This window comes from Amycolatopsis sp. NPDC059657, from assembly GCF_042734395.1.
GTDB lineage: Bacteria > Actinomycetota > Actinomycetes > Mycobacteriales > Pseudonocardiaceae > Amycolatopsis.
This window is the reverse complement of sequence record NZ_JBHWEB010000006.1, coordinates 49,747-72,419: the sequence shown is the minus strand read 5'-3', so window position 1 is coordinate 72,419 and position 22,673 is coordinate 49,747. Positions and strand designations below refer to the sequence as shown.

The following is a 22,673-nucleotide window of genomic DNA, read 5'->3' as shown; positions in this document are numbered from 1 at the left end:
AGCAGGTCATGACCACTGTTCTCGTCGTTGACGACCAGCCACTGGTACGCGCGGGGCTGACCGCGCTGCTCACGGCCAGCCCCGACTGCGAGGTCGTGGGTGAAGCGGGCGACGGCGCCGAGGCCGTCGACCGCGCTCGCGAAACCCGGCCGGAGGTGATCCTGATGGACATCCGCATGCCGGGCGTCGACGGCGTCACCGCGACCCGCCGGATACTCGGCGACGAACTCGACCCCGAGCCGAAGATCCTCATGCTCACCACCTTCGACCTCGACGAGTACGTCTACGAAGGACTCCAAGCCGGCGCGTCGGGATTCCTCTTGAAGGAGGCCCAGCCCGCCAGCCTGCTCGCGGCGATCCAGTCCGTGGCGGCGGGCGACAAGCTCTTCGCGCCCACGGTGACCCGCAGGCTCATCGACGCGTTCGTCGACCGCTACCGTCCGCCGGCATTGCCCGCGGCACAGGAGGAACGACTCGAACCGCTGACCACGCGCGAGCGCGAGGTCCTCAGCCTGGTGGCCACCGGCATCACCAACGGCGACATCGCGCGCGACCTCATGATCTCCGAAGGCACGGTCAAGACGCATTTGTCCCGAGTGATGACGAAACTCGCGCTGAACAGCCGCGCGCAGGCGGTCGTACTCGCCTACGAGACAGGTCTCGTAGGCATGCCACGGCCGTGATCTACACCTCTGGTTGACCTCGCGCTCCGGCTACCCACTGCGTGGTAGCCATAAATCTGTTTCCCGGCTGACGACCGGCGCGCTCCCCCATCGATAGCTTTCCCTTGCCCGGAAACGGATATCGAAATGGCGAAGCAACGCCAGGCCCCGTGTCGGCGAAACGGAGACCAGCGATGCACCGGAAACGCATGCTCGGCCTGACGGCCGCGGCCATACTGCTAGCGGGCTGCGGCAACGCTCCACCACCCGCTCCCGCCGAACCCGTCCGCAACCTGAGTGACAGCACCTACCGCGGTTTCGGCCGCCCCGGCCACGAGACCTGGCGTTTCGGCACCGAACCCAACAAACCGGCAAACCGCGGCCCGGCTTCCCGCGCCGCGACCGGCTGGCTCAGCCGCTTCGGCGTCCCCGAAAGCGGCCGCGCCGACGCACTGGTACTCAGCGAGCAAGACTCGATCCGGGTCACCCCCGCCAAGCCCTGGGCCGAGGACGCCGCTGGCACCGTGTCCACGGCGGTCCGGTGGTTCGATCGCGACCGCACCGACCGGCGCGGCACCTGAAGGCTTCCGAAGGTGGCGTGCCCTGGGCAGTTTGGGCAAGAGGTGCCCGCTCGATCAACGAGGTGAGCAATCTTCGGCTGAAATAGCGGGCTTGCTCTGGGTTTTGGGTCTGTTGGGGTTGGATCCAGGGCGGTCCCGTATGGACATTTCCGCTGCCTGGGCCGGGTTGTGTGGTGGGTCGCTGCGGAAATGTCTACACGGACCGGGGGCACGTTGTCGCGACCATGTCGTGGCTCGCTGGGCCCCAGCCGGGGTTCTGGTGGTCGCCCGGGTGGTGGGTCGGGCCGCCCCAACCGGGGGCGTGATGACAGCAGTGAGGTGCGCCGGTCGTTGTGTGGGGTTTTCGCGGTTCAGTGGCCGGAAATCCTGCGCAAGCGCTGCGCCGTGGTCCGCGGTACGCCTACGTCCGGTGTCAGGTTCGGCTGGTGTGCAGGGTATTGCGGCGAGGAGCACGTGCCGGGTCGATGAACTCCGGTGGAATGAATTCCGGGTAGCCGTCGGCGGCGATCCGCACTTCCCAGTCGCTGGAGTGGATGAGCCGGTGGTGTCGTCCGCAGAGCAGCACGAGATTATCGATCTGGGTTTCCCCGTGATGTGCCCAAAAGACGATGTGGTGTGCGGTGCAGCGTTGGGGTGGGGCGTCGCATCCGGGGAAGGCGCAGCCGCCGTCGCGGATGGCGAGTGCGAGGCGTTGTGCTGGGGTGGCGAGGCGTTGGGTGCGGCCGACATCCAGCGGCGCACCTTTAGCATTCAACGTGACGGGGATGATCTTGCAGTCACACGCCAAGATCCGAGCCTCGGTGGCACTGATGTCCCCGACAAGGTCGAGGCAGGCCCGCCCGATCCCCGTCTTGAGTTCCTCGAGGCCGATGGTGACCACGACGTGCACGCTGTCGCCGGCCTGGGTGGGGATCTTGGGGTTGCCCATGCCGAAGGTGACGAATTCGGCGAACGCGTCCCCCAGTCGTTCCCATTGTGATCGGGTGTCGCGGCCTTCTTCTTCGGTGGCGGGGCGGGGTTTCGCCAGTGGGTCGAGGACTGCTTTCAGGCGGGCGATGGTCTCGGCGTCGGTTGTGATCTTCACGCCGTGGGTGCCGTCGCGGTGGTTCACGAACCCGAGCTCATGCCGCGGCGCGGCCGGGTCTGGGTCTTTGGGTTCACGTCCGTCGGGGTCGAGCCGATCCCGCAAACTCGTCGCAGCAGCGGTGATCTGGCGTGGCCCGGCGGTACGGGCGAGATCGACGAGGATCTGCTCCCCGGTCTCGCGTTCCCCCGGCGACACCCACGCGGGCAGGGCGGCGAGTCCGGCGATGATCGGATCCAGCTGCGCCGCCCCCAGATCCCCATCGAGCGCGGCGGCTGCGGTATAGGGCGCCAGTGCGGGAATGCGTGTGCCGCCGTCTTGGCGGGGGTTGAGTGCTCGGGCGCGGTCGACGCGGGCTTTGGCTTCGGCGGGTTTGATCTGGACCCAGTCGACCAGTGCCTGTGATAGCACCGCGCATCCGGTTACGTCCTTCACACCACGGGATTCGATCTCCGCCAGGATCTGGCCCTGCTCCGCCTCCAGACGGCGCTTCTCCCGTTCGCGCGCGACGTAGTTCATGAGCAGCGCGTCCTTCTCGCAGCGCCACCACTCGGGCGGTGCTGCGACGGAAGGACTTTCGGTGCTGACCATGACTCCATCTTACCTGCGACTAGAGTCATATGCCACTAGGCATAACAGGTTTTCTGCTTTTCTTGGTCTCGCGGGACCTCGGCCGGGGATTTCGGTACCCCGCAACGGATTGTGGCCAGCGTGCCCTCGGTCCGTATGGATACTTCCGCGGCGACCCACCACGAAATCCGGCCCAGGCGGCGGAAATGTTCATACGGGACCGCCCTGGATCCACCCCAAACAGACCCAAGACCAAGGTGACTGCCCATCACCTGGCAAGAAATCCGGTGTTCACGACCAAGGCCTCGAATCACGATCAGCGCGACTGTGTCCTCACGACAACGCCCTGCCTTTGCGGCGCACGGCGACGGCCTGCCACTCTGGACGGCGTGCACCGGTTCCCGAGCCGCGATGGACTGGACCTGTCCCACCGCGAACTGGGCGACGCCGACCGCCCTCTGCTGCTGTTCCACGGATTCACGGCCGACGGAACACAATGGACCCACGCCGCCGAGATCGCCGCGCATGGCTACCGCGTCATCCTGCCGGACCTGCGCGGCCATGGCGCCAGCGCGAGTCCGCACGACCCGGCGTCCTACCCGCCCGATGTTCTCGCCGACGACGGGATCGCGCTGATCAACTGGCTGGGACTCGAAGACTACGACCTTGGCGGCTATTCGCTGGGTGCTCAGACCGTGCTGCGCATGCTGGTCCGGGGCGCGCGGCCCGCCCGCGCGATCGTGGCCGGTTACGGACTCGCGGCGGCGGGCAATCCGGGTGGTGGACGGCTGCGCCGCGTGCTGACCGGCATGATCGGCGGTGAGGTTTTCGAGCCCGGGTCGCCGGAGGCGCAGCAGGCGCACTGGATCAGGCGACTCGGTGGCGATCCGCAGGCGCTCCTTCACATCCTCGGCACCCAGGTCGCGACTCAACCCTCCGCGCTCGCCGGGATCGCGACGCCCACGCTCGTGGCCGTCGGCGACCAGGACCAGGGTCACGCCACCGCCGGCGCACTCGCCACGACCTTGCCCAACGCGCGCTTCACCCAGGTACCCGGTGACCATTTCAGCGCGCTCACCAGTCCGGAACTCGCGGCCTCGATCATCTCCTTCCTCGGAGAACCGGCCTGAACGTGGGCTATCTGCTGAGTGGCGACTGGTACATCGTCACCTTCTCGCCGGAAAGGATCTCGGGGACCGGTTTTGTGAGATAGACCCGCTTGGGCAGCATGAGGCGGTCGCCGTAATACCTGGCGCATTCGAGTTCGGTCAGTGTGGTGCAGTCAGGGTGCTGCAGACCGAGGACGTGTCCCGTTTCGTGCGCGGCCGCCCAGGGCTCGGCGGCGTAAATGAACACGGCGCCGGGCTTGCCGTCCGGATGCCGCGAACAACCGGCGAAACTGCTCGGGCTGATCTGGGGCACCACATACAGAGCGATCTCGTTGGCTTGGACATTGTTGCGGTGGTCGAACAGCTTCACCATGTCGGAGGTCGGTGGATGCGGCGCTTCGCAGAACCCGACGTCGACCACATCCTTCTTCGCCGTGTCGGTGACCGTGATGTGCTCGACGCTGACCAGGTCGACGCCGATCTCGGCTTGAGCGAAAGCGGTCACCATGTTCTTGATCTTGGTGTCGATCACCGCGTAGTCGGCTCCGGGCAGGTTGACGACCTTGACGTGGACGCGGATCCGTTCGAGATGCCACCAGTTGGTGCCGATGCTGCCATCCGGCCGAATCCAGAACGCGTCGAGCAGGTCGGGATGGCGAGTGGTGAGACTGACCGCGTTCGCCTGAGCGCGTCCCGCGCCGGTGACCGGTGCCGCGGCCCAGCTTCCGGGGAGCTTCTCGTCGAACGTCAGGTTGCGGATCGCGCCGTCGGGTGCCACCCACACGAGGTCGAAGCGCCCCGCCGACCGGCTGACCGAGTCGAGTGCGCCCGGCTGCGCCGCGCCGGGTGAGGTGATCGGCCAGGGCGCCGGCCAGTCCAGCCGCGTGTTCCGGACGGTGGTGCCGACCGCACCGTCGGGCCCGATCCAGAAGACGTCGACCTGGTCCTCCCTGTGGGACACCGCGGTCAGCGCGGGCCGCACCGCATCACGGGACGAGCCGATGCGGACGTGACCGGCGCCGGTGATCGCACGGGAATTCCATGGGGTGGCGGGGTTCAAGGTCAGTACGGAAACACCCGCGTCCGGGCGCACCCAGAACACATCGAGGTTGTCGCGAGCACGGGAGACGACGGTCAGCGCGCCGGGATTCTGCGCGACACCGGCCCCGGTGAGCCGCCACGGTTCCCGCCAGGCGCCGCCGAGGCTCCACGCGGTGGTGCCGATCGAGCGGTCGGGCTCGATCCAGAACACGTCGAGCTGATCCGGGTTGCGTCCGGCCGCGGTGAGCGTTCCCGGGAGCGCGTGCCGGGCGGACGCGATGCTGAGCGCCTTGGGCCAGGCGGTGTAACCGGTGTGCCACCACGAATTCGACACGCCGCCGTCCGGCCGGATCCAGAACAGGTCCAGTAGATCGTTGGCGCGTGCCACGACCGAGAGCGCGCCTGCCACGGCCGAGCCCTCGGGTGCCACGGGCCGGGTGATCCAGCGACCGCTGGCAGCGGTCCACGCGGCGTTGCTGATCGCCCCATCGGGATGGACCCAGAACACGTCGAGCGCGCCGGCGCCGCGAGCGATCGAGGTGATCGCGCCCGGTGCGGCCGGTGCTGGAGCCGGAAGCGTGAACTCGGACTCCCATGCCTGCGCCGACTGTGCCGGAAGCAGAACGCCCATGGCCACCACCAGCGCCGCGATCGGCGCGAACCGTCTGTGCCGTTTCTCCCGCATGGCGAAGAACCCTCCCTTGTGGACAGATGGGTGCCAGTGTCCCGCGATGTCCCGGACCGATCTCGGTCATCTGACGCATACTGGGCGTTTCACTCGCATGGAGCACTGAAACGCTCGGGCGCTCCGCGACGACTCTGCCCTCGTGACCTCTGACGAAACCTGGCCCGAGTGCCCGGTGCACGGATGTGCGGGCGCGGCACTGGACTCGGAAACGAGGTGCCTGCTGCATGTCAGCCGTGCCGACCGCGACGACTACCTGCGCTGGGTGACCCCGATCGACGGCCGTGGCGTGCGGTTCACCGCCGAGCTGATCCACGAGGTGTACGTCAACCTGCCTTCGAAGGAACGACCGGCGCGGACGGTGCTGTTCACGAACGCGGTCTTTCCTGACAACGCGAGCTTCGGCGACGCCCGGTTCGGCGACGGGAGCAGCTTCGCCGGTGCGACGTTCGGTGCGCGTGCCTACTTCCGAGGTGCGACCTTCGGCGAAGAGACCACCTTCGACAGAGCGAAGTTCGGGGGACGTCCCACCTTTCGCGGCGCGAGATTCGGCAAGAGAGCATCGTTCAGAGGCACGGACTTCGGGCACAACCCCTGGTTCAAAGGCACGGTCTTCGGAGCACAAGCCTCCTTCGCCAATGCCCGGTTCGGTGACTACTCGTACTTTCGATACACCCGGTTCGGAGCCGGGGCCAGTTTCGGCGAGGCGTCCTTCGGGAAAACGGCGAGGTTCGTCGACACCGTCCGCTTCGAGGGCGACGTCACCTTCATCTCCGCGACCTTCGGAGGCGAACTCGAATTCGGCAAGGTCCTGTTCCTGGGGCGGGCAGCGTTCACGAACGCCTCGTTCGGTGCCGAAGCCAGGTTCGACATGTGCAGCCATGAGGCACTGAGCATGGCCAATGCCCGGTTCGGCAAGCACACCCAGATCAAGTTCGCCGGCAAGTCATTGAACCTTCACGGCACCGACTTTTCCGAAGGCGGCAGCATCCGTGCCTGGGGAACCGACATCGACCTCACCAGGTCGAAATTCGGCGCGCCGTCGCTGGTGACAAAGCGGGACCCGGTGACCGGACTCGGCGGCTTCGCGGACGCCTTCGGCACGCCCCGCCTGTTGTCGCTCGACGAGGCCGACGTGCGCAACCTCGTCATCGACCAGGTGGACCTCGGCGGCTGCCGCTTCAACCAGGCCCACAACCTCGACCAGCTCAGAGTCGGCAGCAGCGACCAGTTCCTGCTCCCGCGACGGAGGTTCGGCCAGACCCGCCGTCGCGTCGTGCTCGAGGAGTACCTCTGGCGCACCAGGGAAACCCACGGCAATCCGCGTACCGAGGCCCGGCAGGTCGAGCAGACCTACCGGGCACTCCGGAAAGCTTTCGAGGACGTGAAGAACGAGCCTGGCAGCGCGGACTTCTACTACGGCGAAATGGAAATGCGCAGGCGTGGCACCGAATCCCGTACCGAGAGATTCCTGCTGTACTGCTACTGGTTGCTCGCAGGTTATGGCTTACGCGCTTGGCGCGCGCTCACCGCGCTGGCGGTCACAGTCGCCGTCGCCACGGTGATCTTCATGTCGGCCGGGTTCGCCACCACCGCCACCACAGCCTACGTTCCGACGGCCGGCGGCACGTATGTCCAGACCACGCTACCGAGTCCCCGACTGGGCTGGCCCGACGCGATCTCCTACTCGTTGCACAGCATCACCTCGCTGATCAGGCCGACCGGCACGATCCCGCTCACCACCATCGGCAACTACACGGAGCTGACTCTGCGGATACTGGGACCGGTACTGCTCGGCTTGGCCTTGCTGTCGATACGCGCACGGGTCAAGCGGTAGCTCCTACTGGTCGACCACGAGCATGCCCTCGGGTACACCGGCGACCTCGACCTGGCGCCAGATCGAGCGCCTGCCGGGGAGTTCGAGGTAGTGGCGCAGCCCGGCGATGCCACCCAGCCAGCCTCCCCAGCCCGCGTAAGGCGGGTTGGCGGGGTCGAACCCGCTGTGCATCATGGTGAGCCTGGTCTTGCCGTCCGAGCCTTCCAGCTCCCAGCTGGTGGTCTCGCCGTCGGCGAACAGCAGCGCCGCCTTGCGGCCCGGCTCGAACTCGACGAACTTGGCACCGCCGGGATCCAGCTCGAACCCGCCCATCGCGAAGCGGCCGCCCAGCCGGGGTTCGATGTCCACGTGGGCGCCGAACCACTTGCGGAACACCTCCGGCTGGACTATCGAATCGAACACCTTCTCCGGGGCGGCGTCGATGGTGACCGACGCGCGGAGTTCGCTCACCGTGAAGTCGACCATCGGAGTCAGCTCGCGGCCTGCCAGATAGTCGGCCAGGTTGGCGATCGCCAGCGACCAGAACGTGTGCAGCGCGCCACGGGCACCGGCCTTGTCCCCGATCACCTCCTCGAAGCTGGGCAGGTCGCTGTGGCTCAGCGTGACCAGCGTGCCGTCTTCGTCCTCGGCGAGTTCGAACTCGACCGTGGCCTCCACGCCCTCCACGGTCCAGCCGAACCGGATGACGCGCTCGTCCGCGTGCAGCACGCGCTGGCGTGGCTCTGCGCCGTCCGGCGTGAAACGGCCCCAGAACTCGTATTTGCCCGGCAGGTCGACCTCGGCGTGCTCGGCCAGCCACACGCGCAACGCGGCCGGGTCGGTCAGCGCCTCGTACGTGACCTTCAACGGGGCCGGGACGACCGCGCGCAGGCGCAGGTCAGGTTCGGTCATCGGGATCTCCCTTCGGATAGCAGGCGACGGCGAGCCGGAACGCGTCGCCTTCGGCACCGCCGTAACGGGTGAACAGGTCCTGCAACGTCTGGTTCAGCTCGTCGAGGAACGCCTTGCGGTGCTCCGGCCGCACCCGGATGTCCCCGGACACGCCGATCGACGGCAGATCCGGCCGGGTGCGGTCGAGCGCGGCGATATCCGCCTGGACGTCCTCCATCAGGTCGACCAGGAAGCCCAGGCTGAGCCGGTCGCGGGTCTGGCGGAGCCCGATCCGGCCCACCAGCCGCGGGGACAGCCAGTAGGACCGGCCTGCCGCTTGGTAGATCCCCTCGGTGATCCCGCGCACCCGGCGTTCGGCGACCTGACGCACCAAGTCCGCCTCCAGGAGGCGTTTCACCTGGTAGTAGACCCGCTGCGGGGTCTGGTCGAGCTGGACCGCCACCTCGGTGCAGGACCGGGGCTCGGCGAGGTGCCGCAGCACTTCGATGCGCTGCGGCTTGAGCAGAGCCTCGGCCTGCTCGAGCTGGTCAAGATAGACGACATCTCTCATGGCGAAAAACAGTCTTTACGTAAAAAAGTTTTTTGTCAATGGTCAGTGGAAGAGCAGGTCGTTCGGGGTGGCCATGCGGTGGGTGACGCCGTGCTTGGCCACCCAGTCGCGGACGGCCGCGATCGACTGCGAGCACTGCCAGCCGTCGTTGTACTCGGTCACCTGGTTCTTGGCCCAGCCTGCGATGATGCCGTCGACCCCGGCCTCACCCAGAAGTTTGTCGACGTACCAAGGATCGTTGTAGTCCGTCGTCCACGAGAACGTCGCCGCGAGCGAGCCCGAGTTCCGGGCGCCGGCGGCCTTCTTCAGCTCCGCGCAGGTGTAGTACGTGGGCTCCGCGCAGTTGCCGAACCCCTTCGTGATGTCCGAGTCGCCGTAGTCCATCGCCCGGCGCCCGTTCGGCAATCCCGCGCCGTGGTTGGCGTAGGTGTTCTGGATCGACGAGAGCGAGCCCGTGGTGGTGATGCCCTCAAGCCTGCCGAGCCTGCCCTGCAGGCTTTGCCAGCCACGTCCGCCCACATCGGGCGTATTACCCCCGTGGTACTCGTAAAAGCCGTAGAGCACCTGGATTCCGGCGGCCGTCAGCTTCTGCGCCTGGTCGCGCAGCCCGGCGACACTGCACGCCCGGTTGGGCGCTTCCCCGCAGTAGTTCGGATCCTTGATGTCCAGCCAGACCAGCGAAAGCCGCCGCCCCGCCCGCGCCTCCGACACGATCAGGTCGAACATGCTCGCCACGCTCGGCCCGTGGCGCGTGTCCCCCGCCGACGAGCAGTCGTGCCAAGCCCGCCACTCGTTCGGATTCCACCAGGAGCACACATCGATCTCGATGGCATTGGCCCCGTGCTTGAGCGCGGCCCGCACCCCGTCCGCGGTGTTCACGCGATGCGCGATGGCGTAGATCGGCCGCTGCCCGGCGGCACCGGCCGAGGTCACCCCCGCGAATCCGGCTCCTGCCACCGCACACAATGCCACGAGTACCGCGGCCACCCAACGATGTTTTCTGTATCCCATAGGGCGATTCTCTTCGCGAACGAGCACCGCGGACCGGTTCGAGCCCCGACTCTGCCCCTGCGCATCGAAACCCTGTCCCAAGAGACAGAACCGGGCTCACGACGAGCGGAGCGCGGCGCGGCAAACCTCAACCGGGTCAAGGACATCGGCCGCCGAAGCGCCTGCCAATGCAGCCGCGGCCGCGAAACTCGGGTCGCCGAGCACACGTGTCACCGCGGCACGCAGGGTGTCCACTGTGGACGGCCGGACGAGCACGCCGCTGCCATGGCGTGCCACCCGGTTGGCCATTTCCCATTGATCGCCGCCACCGGGTACGAGCACCGCGGGCACCTTGGCCAGCAACGCCTTCGCGAGCAGGCCGTGCCCTCCCCCGCACACGACCACCGCCGCCTCGCTGAGCAGTTCGTCCTGCCTGCCCTGGCCCGACCGCGCCCACTCCGGCAAATCAGCGGGCGCCGGACCGAACGTCGACACCACCGCCCGCACTTCCATGCCCCGCAAGGCGTCGATCGCCATCTCGGCCAGCCCCGCGGCTCCGGACGACGCGGTCGACGGAGCGATCACGACCAGCGGCGCGTCACCCGGTGGCGGGGCCAGCCGTTGCCGGGCCGCCTCCCACAGCAGCGGGCCGACCACGTAGGTGTTCGACGGCCAGTCCGGGCGCGGCACCTCGAGCGCGGGAAGCGTCGCGATCAGGCGGACCGCCGGTCCCGGACCTCGCGCGGCCAGCCCGATGCTCTGGCGTGCGCGGGCGCGTTGCTGGTCACCTCGGCGAATCGACCTCGACGCGGCCGCTCGCAGCGCCGCGTCGCGCAGCTTCCCGGTGACGCCCACGCCTGCCGCGAGCCCGGCGCCGATGGGTGGCAGGCCCCGCGACGGTTCGTACAGCGGATGCGGCGAGAGCTGGACCCAGGGCACCCCGGCGAGCTCCGCGGCCATGCCGCCGCCCTGCGCGATGACGTCGCAGACCACCAGGTCGGGCTCGAGGTCGGTCAGCAGCGGGGCGAGCGCGGGCGCCAGCATCGCGGCCCTGTCGTGCAGCGCGCGGCCGAGGTCCAGCTCGCGGCCTGGCGCGAGCCCGTTCAGGCGGACCACGCCGATGCCCAGTTCCGCCGCGGCGTCCACCCACGGGTCGACCGTGCACAGGGTCGGCACGTCGCCTGCTTCGAGGAAACGCAGGCACAACGCGATCGCCGGGAAGACGTGTCCGGGATCGGCACCGGCGACTACAGCCACTCGCACACGGGCACACTTCCACAGCACCGCCGATACTGCCGTACAGTGGGGTTACTAACGAGAAGAAACTATTGGAAGTGGCCCATGCCTGAAACCGACCTGCCCGAAGAACCCACGCTGGTCATCGTCGGCGAGTCCGACGCGCCGGTCTGCGAAGACGGAGTGTGCGCGCTGTGAGCCTGCAGATCGACGTCTGGTCGGACGTCGTGTGCCCCTGGTGCTTCATCGGCAAGCGGCGCATGGAGACCGCGCTCAGCCGGTTCGAGCACGCCGACGAGGTCGAGATCCGCTGGCACAGTTTCCAGCTCGACCCGGCACACGCGAAGGGCCACCGGGTCCCGGTCCAGGAGATGCTCGCCACGAAGTTCGGCGCGCCGCCCGCACAGGTCGACGCGATGCAGCGGCAGGTCACCGAGCTCGCCGCCGCCGAGGGCCTGACGTATCACCTCGACCGTGCCATCTCGGTCAACACACTGGACGCGCACCGCCTCGGGCACCTCGCCGCCGAGCACGGGCTCGGCGACCAGATGCACGAACGGCTCCTCAAGGCGCACCTGGCCGACGGCGAGCTGGTCGACGATCTCGACACGCTGGTCCGGCTCGGCGCCGAGGTCGGCGTGCCCGCGGACGAGGCCCGTGATGTCCTGCAGGGCAGCAAATACGCGGCCGAGGTCCAGGCCGACATCGACCAGGCCAAGCGGCTCGGCATCACCGGCGTCCCGTTCTTCGTGCTGAACGGCACCCACGGCGTCTCCGGCGCCCAGTCCGCCGAAACGTTCCTGTCCGCATTGGAACAGGCACGCTGACTTCCGCGCGTCCGTCGGGCCGTGCGGCCCGGTCCGGCGACGCGTGGCGGATGAAAACCAGGTCGGGGCGGCCGAGAATCGGACCGGTACCCGACGCCATGGAGGACCCGATGACCTACGCGTTCGACCCGGAGATCGCCGCAGCCATCCCGATGCTGCCGCCGCAATCGGACCTGACCGATCTGCCTGCCGCGCGCGAGCAGCTCAAGGAGCTCATCGCCGAACTGCGTGGCGGGGCCGACGCCACCGGCGTCCTCGTTCGCGACGAGCTGGTGCCGGGCCCCGAAGGCGCGCCGGACGTTCCCGTCCGCATCTACGTCCCCGAGCAGCTCACCACGCCCGCCGCGATCCTCGACGTCCACGGCGGCGGGTTCATGGTGGGCGACCTGGACTTCGACCACGCGGCGAACCTCGAGTTCGCCAGGAAACTCGGCGTCGTCGTCGTTTCGGTCGAGTACCGGCTCTCCCCGGAGACGCCGTTCCCCGGCGGGCTCGAAGACTGCTACGCGGCGCTGGTCTGGACCGCGAAGAACGCGGCCGAACTCGGTTTCGACCCGGCCAGGCTCGCCATCCACGGTGTCAGCGCCGGCGGCGGGCTCTGCGCGGCACTGGCGCTGCTGGCCCGCGACCGCGGCGGCCCCGCGATCGCGTTCCAGTACCTCGGGGTGCCCGAGATCGACGACCGGCTCGACACCCCGAGCATGCGCGCGTTCGTCGACACGCCGATGTGGAGCAAGCCGCGCGCCGAGATCAGCTGGGACTGCTACCTCGGCTCCGGTGTCCGTGGCGGCGCGGACGTCCCGGTGTACGCCGCGCCCGCGCGGGCGGCCGACCTCGCGGGCCTCCCGCCCGCGTACATCTCGGTGATGGAGTTCGACCCGTTGCGCGACGAGGGCATCGCCTACGCCCAGGCGCTGCTCGCCGCGGGCGTGACCACCGAGCTGCACCTGTTCCCCGGCACGTTCCACGGTTCGTCGCTGGTGCCGCACGCCGCGGTCAGCAAGCGCGAAGCCGCCGAGGCGATCGCCGTGCTCGGGCGGGCGCTCGGCGTCGACTAGCCGCGCTGAGCGAGGCGGCGGGCGAGCAGTGCTAGCCGGGCACGGAACCGGTCGCCGGGCTCGTCCAGCCGCCAGCCGAGCGCTTCCTCCACATGCGCCAGCCTGGTCGCCACCGAGCTGTGGTGGCGATGCAACGCGAGCGCCGCCTGCCGCAGCGAACCCGTGCGGCAGAAGGCTTCCAGTGTCGCGACGTCGGCCGCGCCGGTCGGCGTCGCGGCCAGCGTGTCGAGCGCGCGCACGTCGTCCTGCGCACGCAGCCGCGCGACCGGGATCTCCGCGAGCAGGGTCAGCGAGCCGAGATCGCCGTGCACCACGACCGGCTCGACGCCTGCCACCGCGAACCGCTCGGCCAGCTTGGCCTGCACCCACGACCGCCGGACGTCGAGTCCCGGCACGGCATCCCCGACGCCGACCCTGATCGGACCGGCGGTGCTGCGTTCGCGTGCCCGCTCGTCGAGCGCGGCACGCAGCGACTCGATCACGGTGTCCGCGCGTGGCTGCGACACCACCGCGGCCACCCCGCCGATCACGGCCACGTGCAGCTTGGGCAGCGGACCGCCGCGCGCCAGCAGCCCGACGGCGGCCGCTCCGGGGTCCCCGCCGTCCTCGCAGCCGACCGCGACCACTCGCACGGGACGCGCGGCGTCGAGTCCGAGCAGCGCCAACGCCCGCGCGCGGTCCTCCGGCCCTGCCTGCTCCCCCAGCAGCAATTCGACCAGCGCGGGGTCGGCCAAGTGCGGCGCGGGCACGACCTGATCCGCCCGGCCGAGCAACCGCGCCGCGATCGCGAACCGTTCGAGCACGAGATCGTCGAGCGGGCTGGGCGCGCCCTGCCGTTCCAGCCAGACCCGGCCAGCCGGTTCACCCAGCTCCGCCGACGTCGGCTCGGCGACGGCGGTACCGGCGCGCTCGCCGTCCGGGCCGAACCGCAGCGGCGCGCCGCCGTCCCGTTCGAGCCCGGCGACGCATTCCGCCAGCGACGCCGCCGCACGCACGAGCTCGGGCAGCCGTCCCTGCCTGGCCACCAGCTCGTCGAAGTAGGCGATGACCCTGACCGCGGCTTCCGCGTCCGCGTCCACCGCGGACAACCGGAGAAGCAGGCCTTTCATGAGGCCAGCCTACTTCTTGACCGAGTACCTCAGGTGGGTCACGCCGGTGCCCGAGACCACGGTGTGCGGGCCGTCGAACTGCACCGGCGCACCGCTGAACTCGGCGAACAACGGCTTGCCCGCGCCCAGCACGACGGGCACCAGCTCGACGCCGACCTCGTCGAGCAGTCCGGCTTCGAGGCACTGCCTGGCCATCTGGCCGCCGTTGACGACGACGTTCTTGCCGTCCGCCAGCTCCCGCGCCTTCGCGACCGCGGCTTCGATGCCCTCGGTGACGAAGACGAAGTTCTCGTCGTCCTCCGGCCGGTCGGCGGGGCGCTCGTGGGTGAGCACGACCGTGGTCACGCCCAGCGGGTGCCTGCCGCCCCATGCCTTGGTCATGTCGTAGAGGTGCCGCCCGACGATCAGCGCGCCGATGCCCGCGTACTCGGCCTTCACCAGCTCGGCACTCGCGGCCGAGACCCGCGACGCGGGCACGCTCGGGCTCTCGGACGGGATCTCGACGTCACCATTGCCGTACCACTGGAACAGCAGGTCGAAGCCGCTTTCCCCAGGACCGGCGATGAAACCGTCGAGCGACATGGTGGCTCCGGTGATGACCTTGCTCATGGGAGATCTCCTTCATTTTTCAGTGCTTTCGACTGGCTTTCGTCAACGCGTCGATCGGCGATCACCGGTTTCGACACCCGTCGGGACGAAATCGGGACATAACCGGGTCAAGATCGTCGAACTTCCCGGACCGTCTGACGATCTTCGCTGGTCAGAGTGGTGAGCATGCATCCGACAGCCGAGAAAATCACTTCACGCCGCCCTTGGGCCGTCCTCGCCGTCGTCGCGGCGCTCATGGCCGGGATCGCGATCTGGGTGGTGTCCGCGCACACGATCGCGGGCTCGGCGAGTCACCGCCCGCTCTCGGTGCCGTCGCTCAACTGGCCGGTCGACGGCCAGACGGCGGTCGACGTCGAAGGGCTCGGCCGCATCGGCACGGTCGGCGTGCAAACGCCAGTCCCGATCGCCAGCGTCACCAAGGTGATGACCGCGTATGTCGTGCTCCGCGACCATCCGCTGCGCGACGGCGAGGCGGGTCCCGACATCGTCATCGACCAGCAGGCCGAGGCTGAGTCGTCGTCGACGGAGGAGTCCACCGCGCCGGTCCGCGCGGGCCAGCGGCTCTCCGAGCGCAAGCTGCTGGAGCTGCTGCTCATCCCGTCCGGCAACAACATCGCCCGCCAGCTCGCCCGCTGGGACGCGGGCAGCCAGGAGGCGTTCGTCGAGAAGATGAACCGCGCGGCGGCAGGCCTCGGCATGACCGACACCAAGTACACGGGCGCCAGCGGCGTCGAGGACTCGACCACCAGCACCGCCACCGACCAGTTGCTGCTGGCGCACGCGGCCATGCGCGACCCGGTCATCCGGGCGATCGTGGCCACGCCGAGCGTTCAGGCGGGCAAGACCATGCCCAACACCAACACGCTACTTGGCCGCAACGGCGTGATCGGCCTCAAGACCGGTTCGAGCACGGCGGCTGGCGGCGCGCTCATGTGGGCGGCGGAGTTGTCGGACGGCGCCACCCAGCGTCTGGTGCTCGGCGTCGTCCTGCACCAGAACTCGGGCAACTCACCCCGAGCGGGCCTGGAGGCCGCCCTCTCCGAAAGCGGCAAGCTGATCGCCGCACTCGAGCAGGCACTACCCGGCATCGTCAACGCGAACCGGTAAGCCTTGGCCGCACGACTAGGCCAAAAGGATGGTGACGACGAATTGCCGACACAAGCCCGGCGCGCTCCGCGATGAGATAGCCAGCGTGACGGGCGGGTGGGAAATGGATGCTGGTTCCCCGGAGGGGCGGCGGCTCGCGCTGCTGATCGCCACCTACGAGTACCAGGACACCGGCCTGGGCCGGCTGACCTCGCCCGCCCACGACGCCGAGGCACTGGCCGCCGTGCTCCGCGACCCTCGGATCGCCGGGTTCGAGGTCACCATCCTCATCAACGAGCCCCATCACCGGGTCGGCCAGGCGATCGGCGACTTCTACCGCGACCGGCGCCGCGACGATCTCACCCTGCTCTACTTCACCGGCCACGGGCTCAAAGACGACGACGGCCGCCTCTACCTGGCGATGACCAACACCTTGCGCGACAACCTACTGTTCACCGGGCTGCCTGCCGACCAGGTCGACCAGGCGATGGAGGGCTGCCTGTCGCGGCAGAAGGTGCTGGTGCTCGACTGCTGCTACAGCGGCGCGTTCCCCGCGGGCCGCACCGCGAAGGCGGACACCACCGTGCACGCGCTGCAACGCTTCCAAGGCCGCGGCCGCACCGTGCTGACCGCGTCCGACGCCACCCAGTACTCCTTCGAAGGCGACCAGCCACACGGCCAGGCCGCCCAGTCGGTGTTCACCCGCTACCTGGTCGCCGGGCTCCGTGACGGCAGCGCCGACCTCGACGGTGACGGTGACATCACCCTCGACGAGCTCTACAGCTACGTCCACGACCGGGTCGTCGAAGAGATGCCCCAGCAACGGCCCAAGCGGCAGGACAACGTCGAAGGCCGCACCGTCATCGCCAAGAACATCAACTGGGCATTGCCCGTCTACCTCCGCAACGCCATCACCAGCCCGATCGCCACCGACCGGCTCGCCGCACTCGACGGTCTCGCGCACCTGGCCCGCATCGGCAACGACACCGTCCGCGCGACCGCGTCGGCGGAGATCGAGCGGCTCGCCGACGACGACAGCAAACTGGTCTCCTCCGCGGCCAAGACCTACCTGGACCCCACTCCGTCACCGGCCACAGTGGACACTCCGCCGGAAGCACCACCCCCGCCGGTCGCCGCGGCCGAACCCGCACCTCCTCAGCGGACCAATCGGTTCAGCCGCCGCACCGAGATCCTCGTCAGCTCACTGGCGGCGCTCGCGGTGGTGGTCGTCCTCGTCGTGGTGCTGATCGTGCAAACCTTGCCTTGGACACGCAATGACCCGATAGCGACACTCACCGGTCACACCGGATCGGTCACCAGCGTGGCGTTCAGTCCCGACGGCAGGACGCTCGCCACCGGCGGCGGACCTGATGACAGGACCGTGCGGCTATGGGACGTGGCGACCGGCAAGACGACGGCCACCTTCACCGAGCACACCTCCCCGGTCGGCACCGTGGCGTTCAGCCCCAACGGTAAGGGCCTCGCCTCTGGCGACGCCGACGGCAAGGTGCTGCTGTGGAACGTGGCGACGAGCTCGGGTCCCGGCACGCTCACCAACGACACCGAGGACGTCACCAGTGTCGCCTTCAGCCCCGACGGCAAGCACCTCGCCGCCGCCGGTAGCTACCCAGTCCCCCCAAGCCCGGAAGGCAGCTCGATCCGCCTTTGGGATCTGGCGACCGGCAAGAAGACCACCACCTTCGCGGACAACGTCCAAGAAATCCGAAGTGTGGCCTTCAGCCCCGACGGCAAGTCCGTCGCCTCCGGCGGCGGCGACCACACGGTACGGCTTTGGGACTCGGCCACGGGGAAGGTCACCGCCGCGCTCATCGGGCACACCGGCTGGATCTACGGCGTCGCGTTCAGCCCCGACGGCAGGACGCTCGCCAGCGGCGCGAGCTCCGACGACAACACGGTGCGGCTGTGGGACGTCGACAGTGGCCGCAGCACCGCGACCCTCACCGGGCACCGGACCGGGATCAAAGGTGTCGCGTTCAGCCCCGACGGAAAGACCCTCGCGAGTGCGGGCGGCGACATGACCGTGCGGCTGTGGAATGTGGCGACCGGCCAGACGACTGCCATCCTCGCCGATCACCACGCTGGGGTCGAAGGCGTGGCCTTCAGTCCCGACGGCAAGCTGCTCGCGACCGCGAGCAGCGACAAGACCGTCAAGTTGTGGACGGTCACTGGTAGCTGAACAACGGCGGGAAGACCAGGACCACCAGCCACGCCCAGACCGCGTACACCGGCAGATAGGTCGTCTGCCAGCCTTCGAGGCTCGCGAACGGGGTGCGCCGCCGCACCAGTCCCAGCGTCAGCCACGCCGACCAGGCGAGGTTCGCCAGCAGGATCACGTTCTCGCCCAGCGCGGCCGCCTTGTTCGCCGACGTGCCGAAGTCGGTGATCCGGCCGACGATTTCCAGCAGTACCAGCACATCGATGGCCAGCGCGCTGACCACGAGCGCGAGCTGGAGTGTGTCGAACAGGGTGGGCGGGCCGAGCGGGTCGCGTGCCGAGATCGAGTAGAGCAGGAGAGCGAGCACCACGACCAGCAGCAGGTCGAACAGGATCAGCGCGTCCCGCTCGATGTCGATGCCCTCGCCGTTGACGCCGACCGCGACCAGGAAAGCCAGCAGCCCCAAGGCGAACAGCGGGGTGAACAGCCTGGTGAGCACCGGGGCGATGTTCTCGACGACACTCTGCTTGGCCTCGACCAGCCACCCGGCCACCACCACCGCGGCCGCCGCGCCGCAGGGCACGAGCCACTGGCCGACGAAGGTCTCCGGAACGATCCCGATCGCTTTGAAAGTGCCGAATGTGAAGGCGATCAGCACGATGCCGCCGAGTCCGATGAGGACACAGTAGACGAACCATTCGCCGGTGAAGCGGATGAAATCCATGCGGCGGCGTGGTGAGCGCGGATCATCGGCCACATAGGACAGTCCGACCGCGAACCACAACGCGATCGGGAGGTGGATGGTGGTCAGCACCAGCGTCTGCGACTTGTCGCCGAGCGGGAAGACGTTGGCCGCGACCGCACCGAGCACGAACAGCCCGAGCAGCGCCCCGATCAGCGGTTTCGGCGCCTGGCGGCGCCACGCGAGGAAACCGGCCAGCCACGGCAGCACGAACAGGCCGATGTTGGGACCGTAGAACGTGATGTCGTGCTCGAGGTCCATTCCGAACAGCGCGGGGATCTTGATGGACAGTGCGGCGCCCGCCGCGCACACGACCATCGCGACCAGGTCGCGGCGCGACCGGGACGCCGCCGGGCTGTCGGGCTCGCCGGTGAGCACCAGCTGCTTCCAGAGGCGTTCCGAATGCTCCCTCGCGAATTCACGCGAGAGATCGTCCAGGCTGCCCATGCGTTTGACCGCGACGAGGAACGCCTCGTCGGCGCGCAGGCCGGCGCCGACGAGCTCGTCGACCGAACCACGCAGGTGGTCTTCGAGCTCGTCGGCGTCGGATTTACGCAGCTCAGGCCGCTTCTGGAGGTACTGGCGCCATTGCGCGAACTGCGACTCGAGCTCGTCGGGGGTGCTCACGCGAGGCCTCCCGCGATGGCCAGCCCGGCGTCGCCGGGGCCGGTCCAGATCTGCTTGAGCGTGTCGACGACCGTCGCCCATTGGCGGCGCTGCTCGGCGAGTTCGGCCAGGCCGGAGCCGGTGACGCTGTAGTACTTGCGCCGCCGCTCCCCCGCGACCGACTGCCAGCTGGACTTCACGTAGCCGAGACGTTCGAGCCGGTGCAGCAACGGGTAGAGCAACCCCTCCGTCCAGTCCAGCTCGCCGTCGGACAGCTCGTTGATCCGCCGGAGAATGGCGTACCCGTAGCTGTCCTCCTCGGCCAATATGCCCAGCACCATCGGCGTCGCCGACGCGGCGACCAGATCCTTCGTGACCTTCACACAGCCTCCATGCCTAGAACCACTAGGCATAGTAGTGCTAGGTATCAGCTCCTCGCAACGAGCCCCGTCAACGCCCGCGGCAGGTCGCCGTGATGCAGCACGCCGAGGCGCTGGGTGGCACGGGTCAGCGCGACGTAGAGCTCGGCCGCGCCGCGCGGGCCGTCGGCGAGGATCCGCTCCGGATCCACCACGAGCACGGCGTCGAACTCCAGGCCCTTCGTCTCCGACGCGGGCACCACGCCCGGTATCCCCGGCGGCCCGATGACGACGCTCGTGCCTTCCCGTCCGGCCTCGTCGGCGTTGAATTCCTCAATGGCGGCTCCGAGTTCCGCGTCGGTGACACGCCGAGACCACGGCCGCAACCCGCACGCGCGCACCGACTCCGGCGGCTTCACACCCGGCGCGAACTCCGCGAGCACCGTGCCCGCGATGGCCATGATCTCCGCCGGGGTGCGGTAGTTGACCGTCAGCGACCGGTAGACCCAGCGGCCGGGCACATACGGCCGCAGCATCGCGTCCCACGACCGCGCGCCCGCCTCCGAGCGCCGCTGCGCGAGGTCGCCGACGACCGTGAACGACCGGCCGGGGCAGCGGCGCATCAGCACTCGCCAGTCCATTTCGGACAGTTCCTGCGCCTCGTCGACGACGACGTGCCGGTACGTCCAGTCGCGATCGGCGGAGGCACGCTCGACGAGATCACGGGTGTCGACCTCGACGAACCGGTCCGCCAGATCCTCGGCGTAGAGCAGGTGCTCGGCCACGAGCGCGACGTCTTCGTCCAGCTCCTCACGGTCGAGCTTCATCATCTGCATGACGCCTTCGGCGTACTCGGCCTCGGCCTGACGTTCCCGGTCGACGCTGGTGTCGACGGGCTTGTCGGGGCCGAGCAGGTCGACCAGCTCGTCGAGCAGCGGCACGTCCGACACCGTCCACGCCGCGCCTTCCGGCCGCGCCAACGCCAGGTCCGCACCGGCCGCCCGCAGCCGCTCCGGCGACATGTACAGCGGCGCCAGCAGATCTTCCGGCGTCATGATCGGCCAGAGCTCGTCGAGCGCGGCGATGAACTTGTCGTCGTCCGCGAGCTCCTTGAGCAAGGACTTCCGCAGGTCCTCCCACTCCTCGCGGTCGTCACGGGTCAGCCAGCCGCGGCCGATCCTGCCGATCGCCCGCTCGGTCAGCACGTACGTGACGATTTCGGCGAACACCGACCGGGCCTCGTTGTGCGGCAACCCACTCTTGCGCGCCTCGTCCCTGGCCCACTCGGCGGTCTCGGCGTCGATCCGGACGGTGACGTCCTTCAGCTGGATCGGCATCGGCTCCTCGGGCAGCCGCTGCCGGTCGGCGATGGCGGCCGCGAGCACGTCGAGCATCTTCAGCGAACCCTTGAGCCGCGCGACCTCCGGCTCGTCCTCGGCGGTCACGCTCATCCCCGGCACGAGGTCGCCGGTGGTCATGAACACCACGTCCGACTCGCCCAGCGACGGCAACACCCGCCCGATGTGGTTCAGGAAGGCGGGATTGGGCCCGATCACCAGCACGCCGTGCCGTTCCATCCGCTCCCGCTGGGTGTAGAGCAGGTACGCGACGCGGTGCAGCGCGACCACGGTCTTCCCGGTACCCGGCCCGCCCTCGATCACCAGCACGCCCGGATGGTCGAGCCGGATGATCTCGTCCTGCTCGGCCTGGATGGTCGCCACGATGTCCCGCATGCCCTCGCCACGCGGCGCGTTGACCGCCGCGAGCAGCGCAGCGTCCCCACGATCACCTTCACCGGGCCGCCCGAGCACCTCATCGGTGAAGTCGACCACCGTGCGCCCACGCGTATGGAATTGACGCCGCTGCCGCATGTTCTCCGGACTCGCGGCGGTCGCGACATAGAAGGGCCGCGACGCGGGCGCCCGCCAGTCCAGCAGCACCGGCTCATACGCGTTGTCTTCGTCGAAAAGCCCGATCCGGCCGATGTAGGAACGTTCGCCCGAAAGAGTGTCCAGCCGCCCGAAGCACAACCCGTCGTCCCCGAACGCCAGCCGCTTCATCTCCTTCGCCGAGGCGCGCACCTGGACATCCCGTTCCATGACCGCCTCGCCGCTCCCCCGCAGCGCGGCGGTGTACGCCCCCTTCGCCCGCGCGCGCTCAGCGTCCAGGCGCGTGTAGAGCCCGGCGATGTAATCCCGCTCCGACCGCAATTCTTCGTCGTACCCCTGCACTCAGCGACTCCCGTTTCCCCAGGTTCTGGCTACGGCGAGAGATTGTGCGGCACAACAGGGGTCTTGCGGCAAGCCCCCCTGTGCGCTATATGTTGAAAAGGGAAGGGAGTGGTCATTCCTCCTGCCCGATGGCCACAGGCCTCAGCCACTCTCCACTTTGGATGATTCAAGCGCCTTTCAATGCTGCCTGTGCGGCCCGCGTTCGACAAGGCTCCACTGTGAAATCACCGCTGCCGGGCTTGAGGTTTAGTGAGGGCCTCCCCCACCACGCTTTGGCGAGTGGGGCAAGGTCGGCTTCGCGGCTTCGCGAAACCCGAGTTCAGGCAGTCCAATGGCCCAAACTCGGGTTTCGCGAAGATCGACCGTCGCCCAGGGCGCCCCGCAAATGTCCACAAAGGACCCACGCTGGCTCACTTTGTCCCACATTGTCGCTTTTGCGCGAGTTTTGGGGCCAGTCGGGAGAAGCGAACGGGGCGTATGTGTCGCTCAGCGTTGCATAAGTGGCGTTGGTGCGCTCAGCCGACACGAGAGGGGCGACTTTGCCGGAGCCCTGACGCATAGCTGAACGAAGGCTCCCTTCACAAAAGCCGACTTGGGCGAGGGAGGCCCTCACCCAAGGCCGGGCCACAGAGAC

General features: G+C 68.7%; 19 protein-coding genes. 8 read left to right on the top strand and 11 right to left on the bottom strand.

Annotated features, from left to right (window positions below):
- The first annotated feature begins 8 nt into the window (after positions 1–8).
- Complete coding sequence (locus ACFV15_RS05275; protein WP_378348880.1) at positions 9–683, top strand: response regulator; 675 nt, start codon at positions 9–11, stop codon at positions 681–683.
- A 173-nt stretch (positions 684–856) separates the two neighbouring features.
- Positions 857–1,243, top strand: a complete 387-nt coding sequence (locus ACFV15_RS05270; RefSeq protein ID WP_378348879.1) for a hypothetical protein — start codon at positions 857–859, stop codon at positions 1,241–1,243.
- A gap of 412 nt (positions 1,244–1,655) precedes the next feature.
- On the opposite strand, the gene ACFV15_RS05265 is transcribed toward ACFV15_RS05270, so the two are convergent.
- A complete protein-coding gene (locus tag ACFV15_RS05265; RefSeq protein ID WP_378348878.1) occupies positions 1,656–2,918 on the bottom strand; it encodes a DUF222 domain-containing protein in 1,263 nt (420 codons plus the stop codon).
- A gap of 368 nt (positions 2,919–3,286) precedes the next feature.
- Here ACFV15_RS05265 and ACFV15_RS05260 point away from each other — a divergent pair, with 368 nt between their 5' ends.
- Positions 3,287–4,027: an alpha/beta fold hydrolase gene (locus ACFV15_RS05260; RefSeq protein ID WP_378348877.1), complete on the top strand. Its 741-nt coding sequence runs from the start codon at positions 3,287–3,289 to the stop codon at positions 4,025–4,027.
- Positions 4,028–4,034: 7 nt separating this feature from the next.
- Here the strand turns inward: ACFV15_RS05260 and ACFV15_RS05255 are convergent, their stop codons facing one another.
- Positions 4,035–5,732, bottom strand: coding sequence for a hypothetical protein (locus ACFV15_RS05255; RefSeq protein WP_378348876.1), 1,698 nt, complete (start codon positions 5,730–5,732; stop codon positions 4,035–4,037).
- 142 nt (positions 5,733–5,874) lie between these two features.
- Between ACFV15_RS05255 and ACFV15_RS05250 the strand changes: the two genes are divergently transcribed.
- The gene (locus tag ACFV15_RS05250; protein WP_378348875.1) at positions 5,875–7,569 is read left to right on the top strand and encodes a pentapeptide repeat-containing protein; all 1,695 of its coding nucleotides are present in this window, start codon (positions 5,875–5,877) and stop codon (positions 7,567–7,569) included.
- Positions 7,570–7,572: 3 nt separating this feature from the next.
- Here the strand turns inward: ACFV15_RS05250 and ACFV15_RS05245 are convergent, their stop codons facing one another.
- From ACFV15_RS05245 to ACFV15_RS05230, 4 genes are all read right to left on the bottom strand, one after another.
- Positions 7,573–8,460, bottom strand: coding sequence for an SRPBCC domain-containing protein (locus tag ACFV15_RS05245; protein WP_378348874.1), 888 nt, complete (start codon positions 8,458–8,460; stop codon positions 7,573–7,575).
- Complete coding sequence (locus ACFV15_RS05240; protein ID WP_378348873.1) at positions 8,447–9,010, bottom strand: helix-turn-helix domain-containing protein; 564 nt, start codon at positions 9,008–9,010, stop codon at positions 8,447–8,449. Before ACFV15_RS05240 ends, ACFV15_RS05245 begins: the two co-directional genes overlap by 14 nt.
- Positions 9,011–9,052: 42 nt before the next feature.
- Positions 9,053–9,997 carry a hypothetical protein gene (locus ACFV15_RS05235; protein ID WP_378348872.1) on the bottom strand — a complete coding sequence of 315 codons (945 nt, stop codon included), beginning with the start codon at positions 9,995–9,997 and terminating at the stop codon, positions 9,053–9,055.
- Positions 9,998–10,117: 120 nt separating this feature from the next.
- Positions 10,118–11,263, bottom strand: coding sequence for a glycosyltransferase (locus ACFV15_RS05230; protein WP_378348871.1), 1,146 nt, complete (start codon positions 11,261–11,263; stop codon positions 10,118–10,120).
- A gap of 167 nt (positions 11,264–11,430) precedes the next feature.
- Here ACFV15_RS05230 and ACFV15_RS05225 point away from each other — a divergent pair, with 167 nt between their 5' ends.
- Positions 11,431–12,063: a DsbA family oxidoreductase gene (locus ACFV15_RS05225; RefSeq protein WP_378348870.1), complete on the top strand. Its 633-nt coding sequence runs from the start codon at positions 11,431–11,433 to the stop codon at positions 12,061–12,063.
- 110 nt (positions 12,064–12,173) lie between these two features.
- Complete coding sequence (locus ACFV15_RS05220) at positions 12,174–13,121, top strand: alpha/beta hydrolase (RefSeq protein ID WP_378348869.1); 948 nt, start codon at positions 12,174–12,176, stop codon at positions 13,119–13,121.
- Here the strand turns inward: ACFV15_RS05220 and ACFV15_RS05215 are convergent.
- On the bottom strand, positions 13,118–14,230 hold the full coding sequence (locus ACFV15_RS05215; RefSeq protein WP_378348868.1) for a PucR family transcriptional regulator: 1,113 nt from the start codon (positions 14,228–14,230) through the stop codon (positions 13,118–13,120). The two genes, ACFV15_RS05220 and ACFV15_RS05215, sit on opposite strands and share 4 nt — an antisense overlap.
- A gap of 9 nt (positions 14,231–14,239) precedes the next feature.
- Positions 14,240–14,839 carry a dihydrofolate reductase family protein gene (locus tag ACFV15_RS05210; protein ID WP_378348867.1) on the bottom strand — a complete coding sequence of 200 codons (600 nt, stop codon included), beginning with the start codon at positions 14,837–14,839 and terminating at the stop codon, positions 14,240–14,242.
- Positions 14,840–15,004: 165 nt separating this feature from the next.
- Here ACFV15_RS05210 and ACFV15_RS05205 point away from each other — a divergent pair, with 165 nt between their 5' ends.
- Positions 15,005–15,946 (top strand): D-alanyl-D-alanine carboxypeptidase family protein, encoded by a 942-nt coding sequence (locus ACFV15_RS05205; RefSeq protein WP_378348866.1) that lies wholly within the window; start codon positions 15,005–15,007, stop codon positions 15,944–15,946.
- A gap of 103 nt (positions 15,947–16,049) precedes the next feature.
- The gene (locus ACFV15_RS05200; protein ID WP_378348865.1) at positions 16,050–18,122 is read left to right on the top strand and encodes a caspase family protein; all 2,073 of its coding nucleotides are present in this window, start codon (positions 16,050–16,052) and stop codon (positions 18,120–18,122) included.
- On the opposite strand, the gene ACFV15_RS05195 is transcribed toward ACFV15_RS05200, so the two are convergent.
- From ACFV15_RS05195 to helR, 3 genes are read right to left on the bottom strand one after another with little or no spacing between them, the layout of a single operon-like run.
- Positions 18,109–19,470 (bottom strand): permease prefix domain 1-containing protein, encoded by a 1,362-nt coding sequence (locus ACFV15_RS05195; protein WP_378348864.1) that lies wholly within the window; start codon positions 19,468–19,470, stop codon positions 18,109–18,111. The two genes, ACFV15_RS05200 and ACFV15_RS05195, sit on opposite strands and share 14 nt — an antisense overlap.
- Positions 19,467–19,832, bottom strand: coding sequence for a PadR family transcriptional regulator (locus ACFV15_RS05190; RefSeq protein ID WP_378348863.1), 366 nt, complete (start codon positions 19,830–19,832; stop codon positions 19,467–19,469). The genes ACFV15_RS05195 and ACFV15_RS05190 overlap by 4 nt, the downstream gene beginning before the upstream one ends.
- Positions 19,833–19,876: 44 nt before the next feature.
- Entirely contained in the window at positions 19,877–22,039 is a 2,163-nt protein-coding gene (helR, locus tag ACFV15_RS05185; RefSeq protein WP_378348862.1) for an RNA polymerase recycling motor ATPase HelR, read from the bottom strand.
- Positions 22,040–22,673 lie beyond the last annotated feature (634 nt).

Bases quoted from the DNA above. Each gene is read 5' to 3' on its own strand.
- ACFV15_RS05275 (WP_378348880.1), top strand. From the start codon at position 9: ATGACCACTGTTCTCGTCGTTGACGACCAGCCACTGGTACGCGCGGGG.
- ACFV15_RS05270 (WP_378348879.1), top strand. From the start codon at position 857: ATGCACCGGAAACGCATGCTCGGCCTGACGGCCGCGGCCATACTGCTA.
- ACFV15_RS05265 (WP_378348878.1), bottom strand. From the start codon at position 2,918: ATGGTCAGCACCGAAAGTCCTTCCGTCGCAGCACCGCCCGAGTGGTGG.
- ACFV15_RS05255 (WP_378348876.1), bottom strand. From the start codon at position 5,732: ATGCGGGAGAAACGGCACAGACGGTTCGCGCCGATCGCGGCGCTGGTG.
- ACFV15_RS05245 (WP_378348874.1), bottom strand. From the start codon at position 8,460: ATGACCGAACCTGACCTGCGCCTGCGCGCGGTCGTCCCGGCCCCGTTG.
- ACFV15_RS05240 (WP_378348873.1), bottom strand. From the start codon at position 9,010: ATGAGAGATGTCGTCTATCTTGACCAGCTCGAGCAGGCCGAGGCTCTG.
- ACFV15_RS05220 (WP_378348869.1), top strand. From the start codon at position 12,174: ATGACCTACGCGTTCGACCCGGAGATCGCCGCAGCCATCCCGATGCTG.
- ACFV15_RS05215 (WP_378348868.1), bottom strand. From the start codon at position 14,230: ATGAAAGGCCTGCTTCTCCGGTTGTCCGCGGTGGACGCGGACGCGGAA.
- ACFV15_RS05210 (WP_378348867.1), bottom strand. From the start codon at position 14,839: ATGAGCAAGGTCATCACCGGAGCCACCATGTCGCTCGACGGTTTCATC.
- ACFV15_RS05205 (WP_378348866.1), top strand. From the start codon at position 15,005: ATGCATCCGACAGCCGAGAAAATCACTTCACGCCGCCCTTGGGCCGTC.
- ACFV15_RS05200 (WP_378348865.1), top strand. From the start codon at position 16,050: ATGGATGCTGGTTCCCCGGAGGGGCGGCGGCTCGCGCTGCTGATCGCC.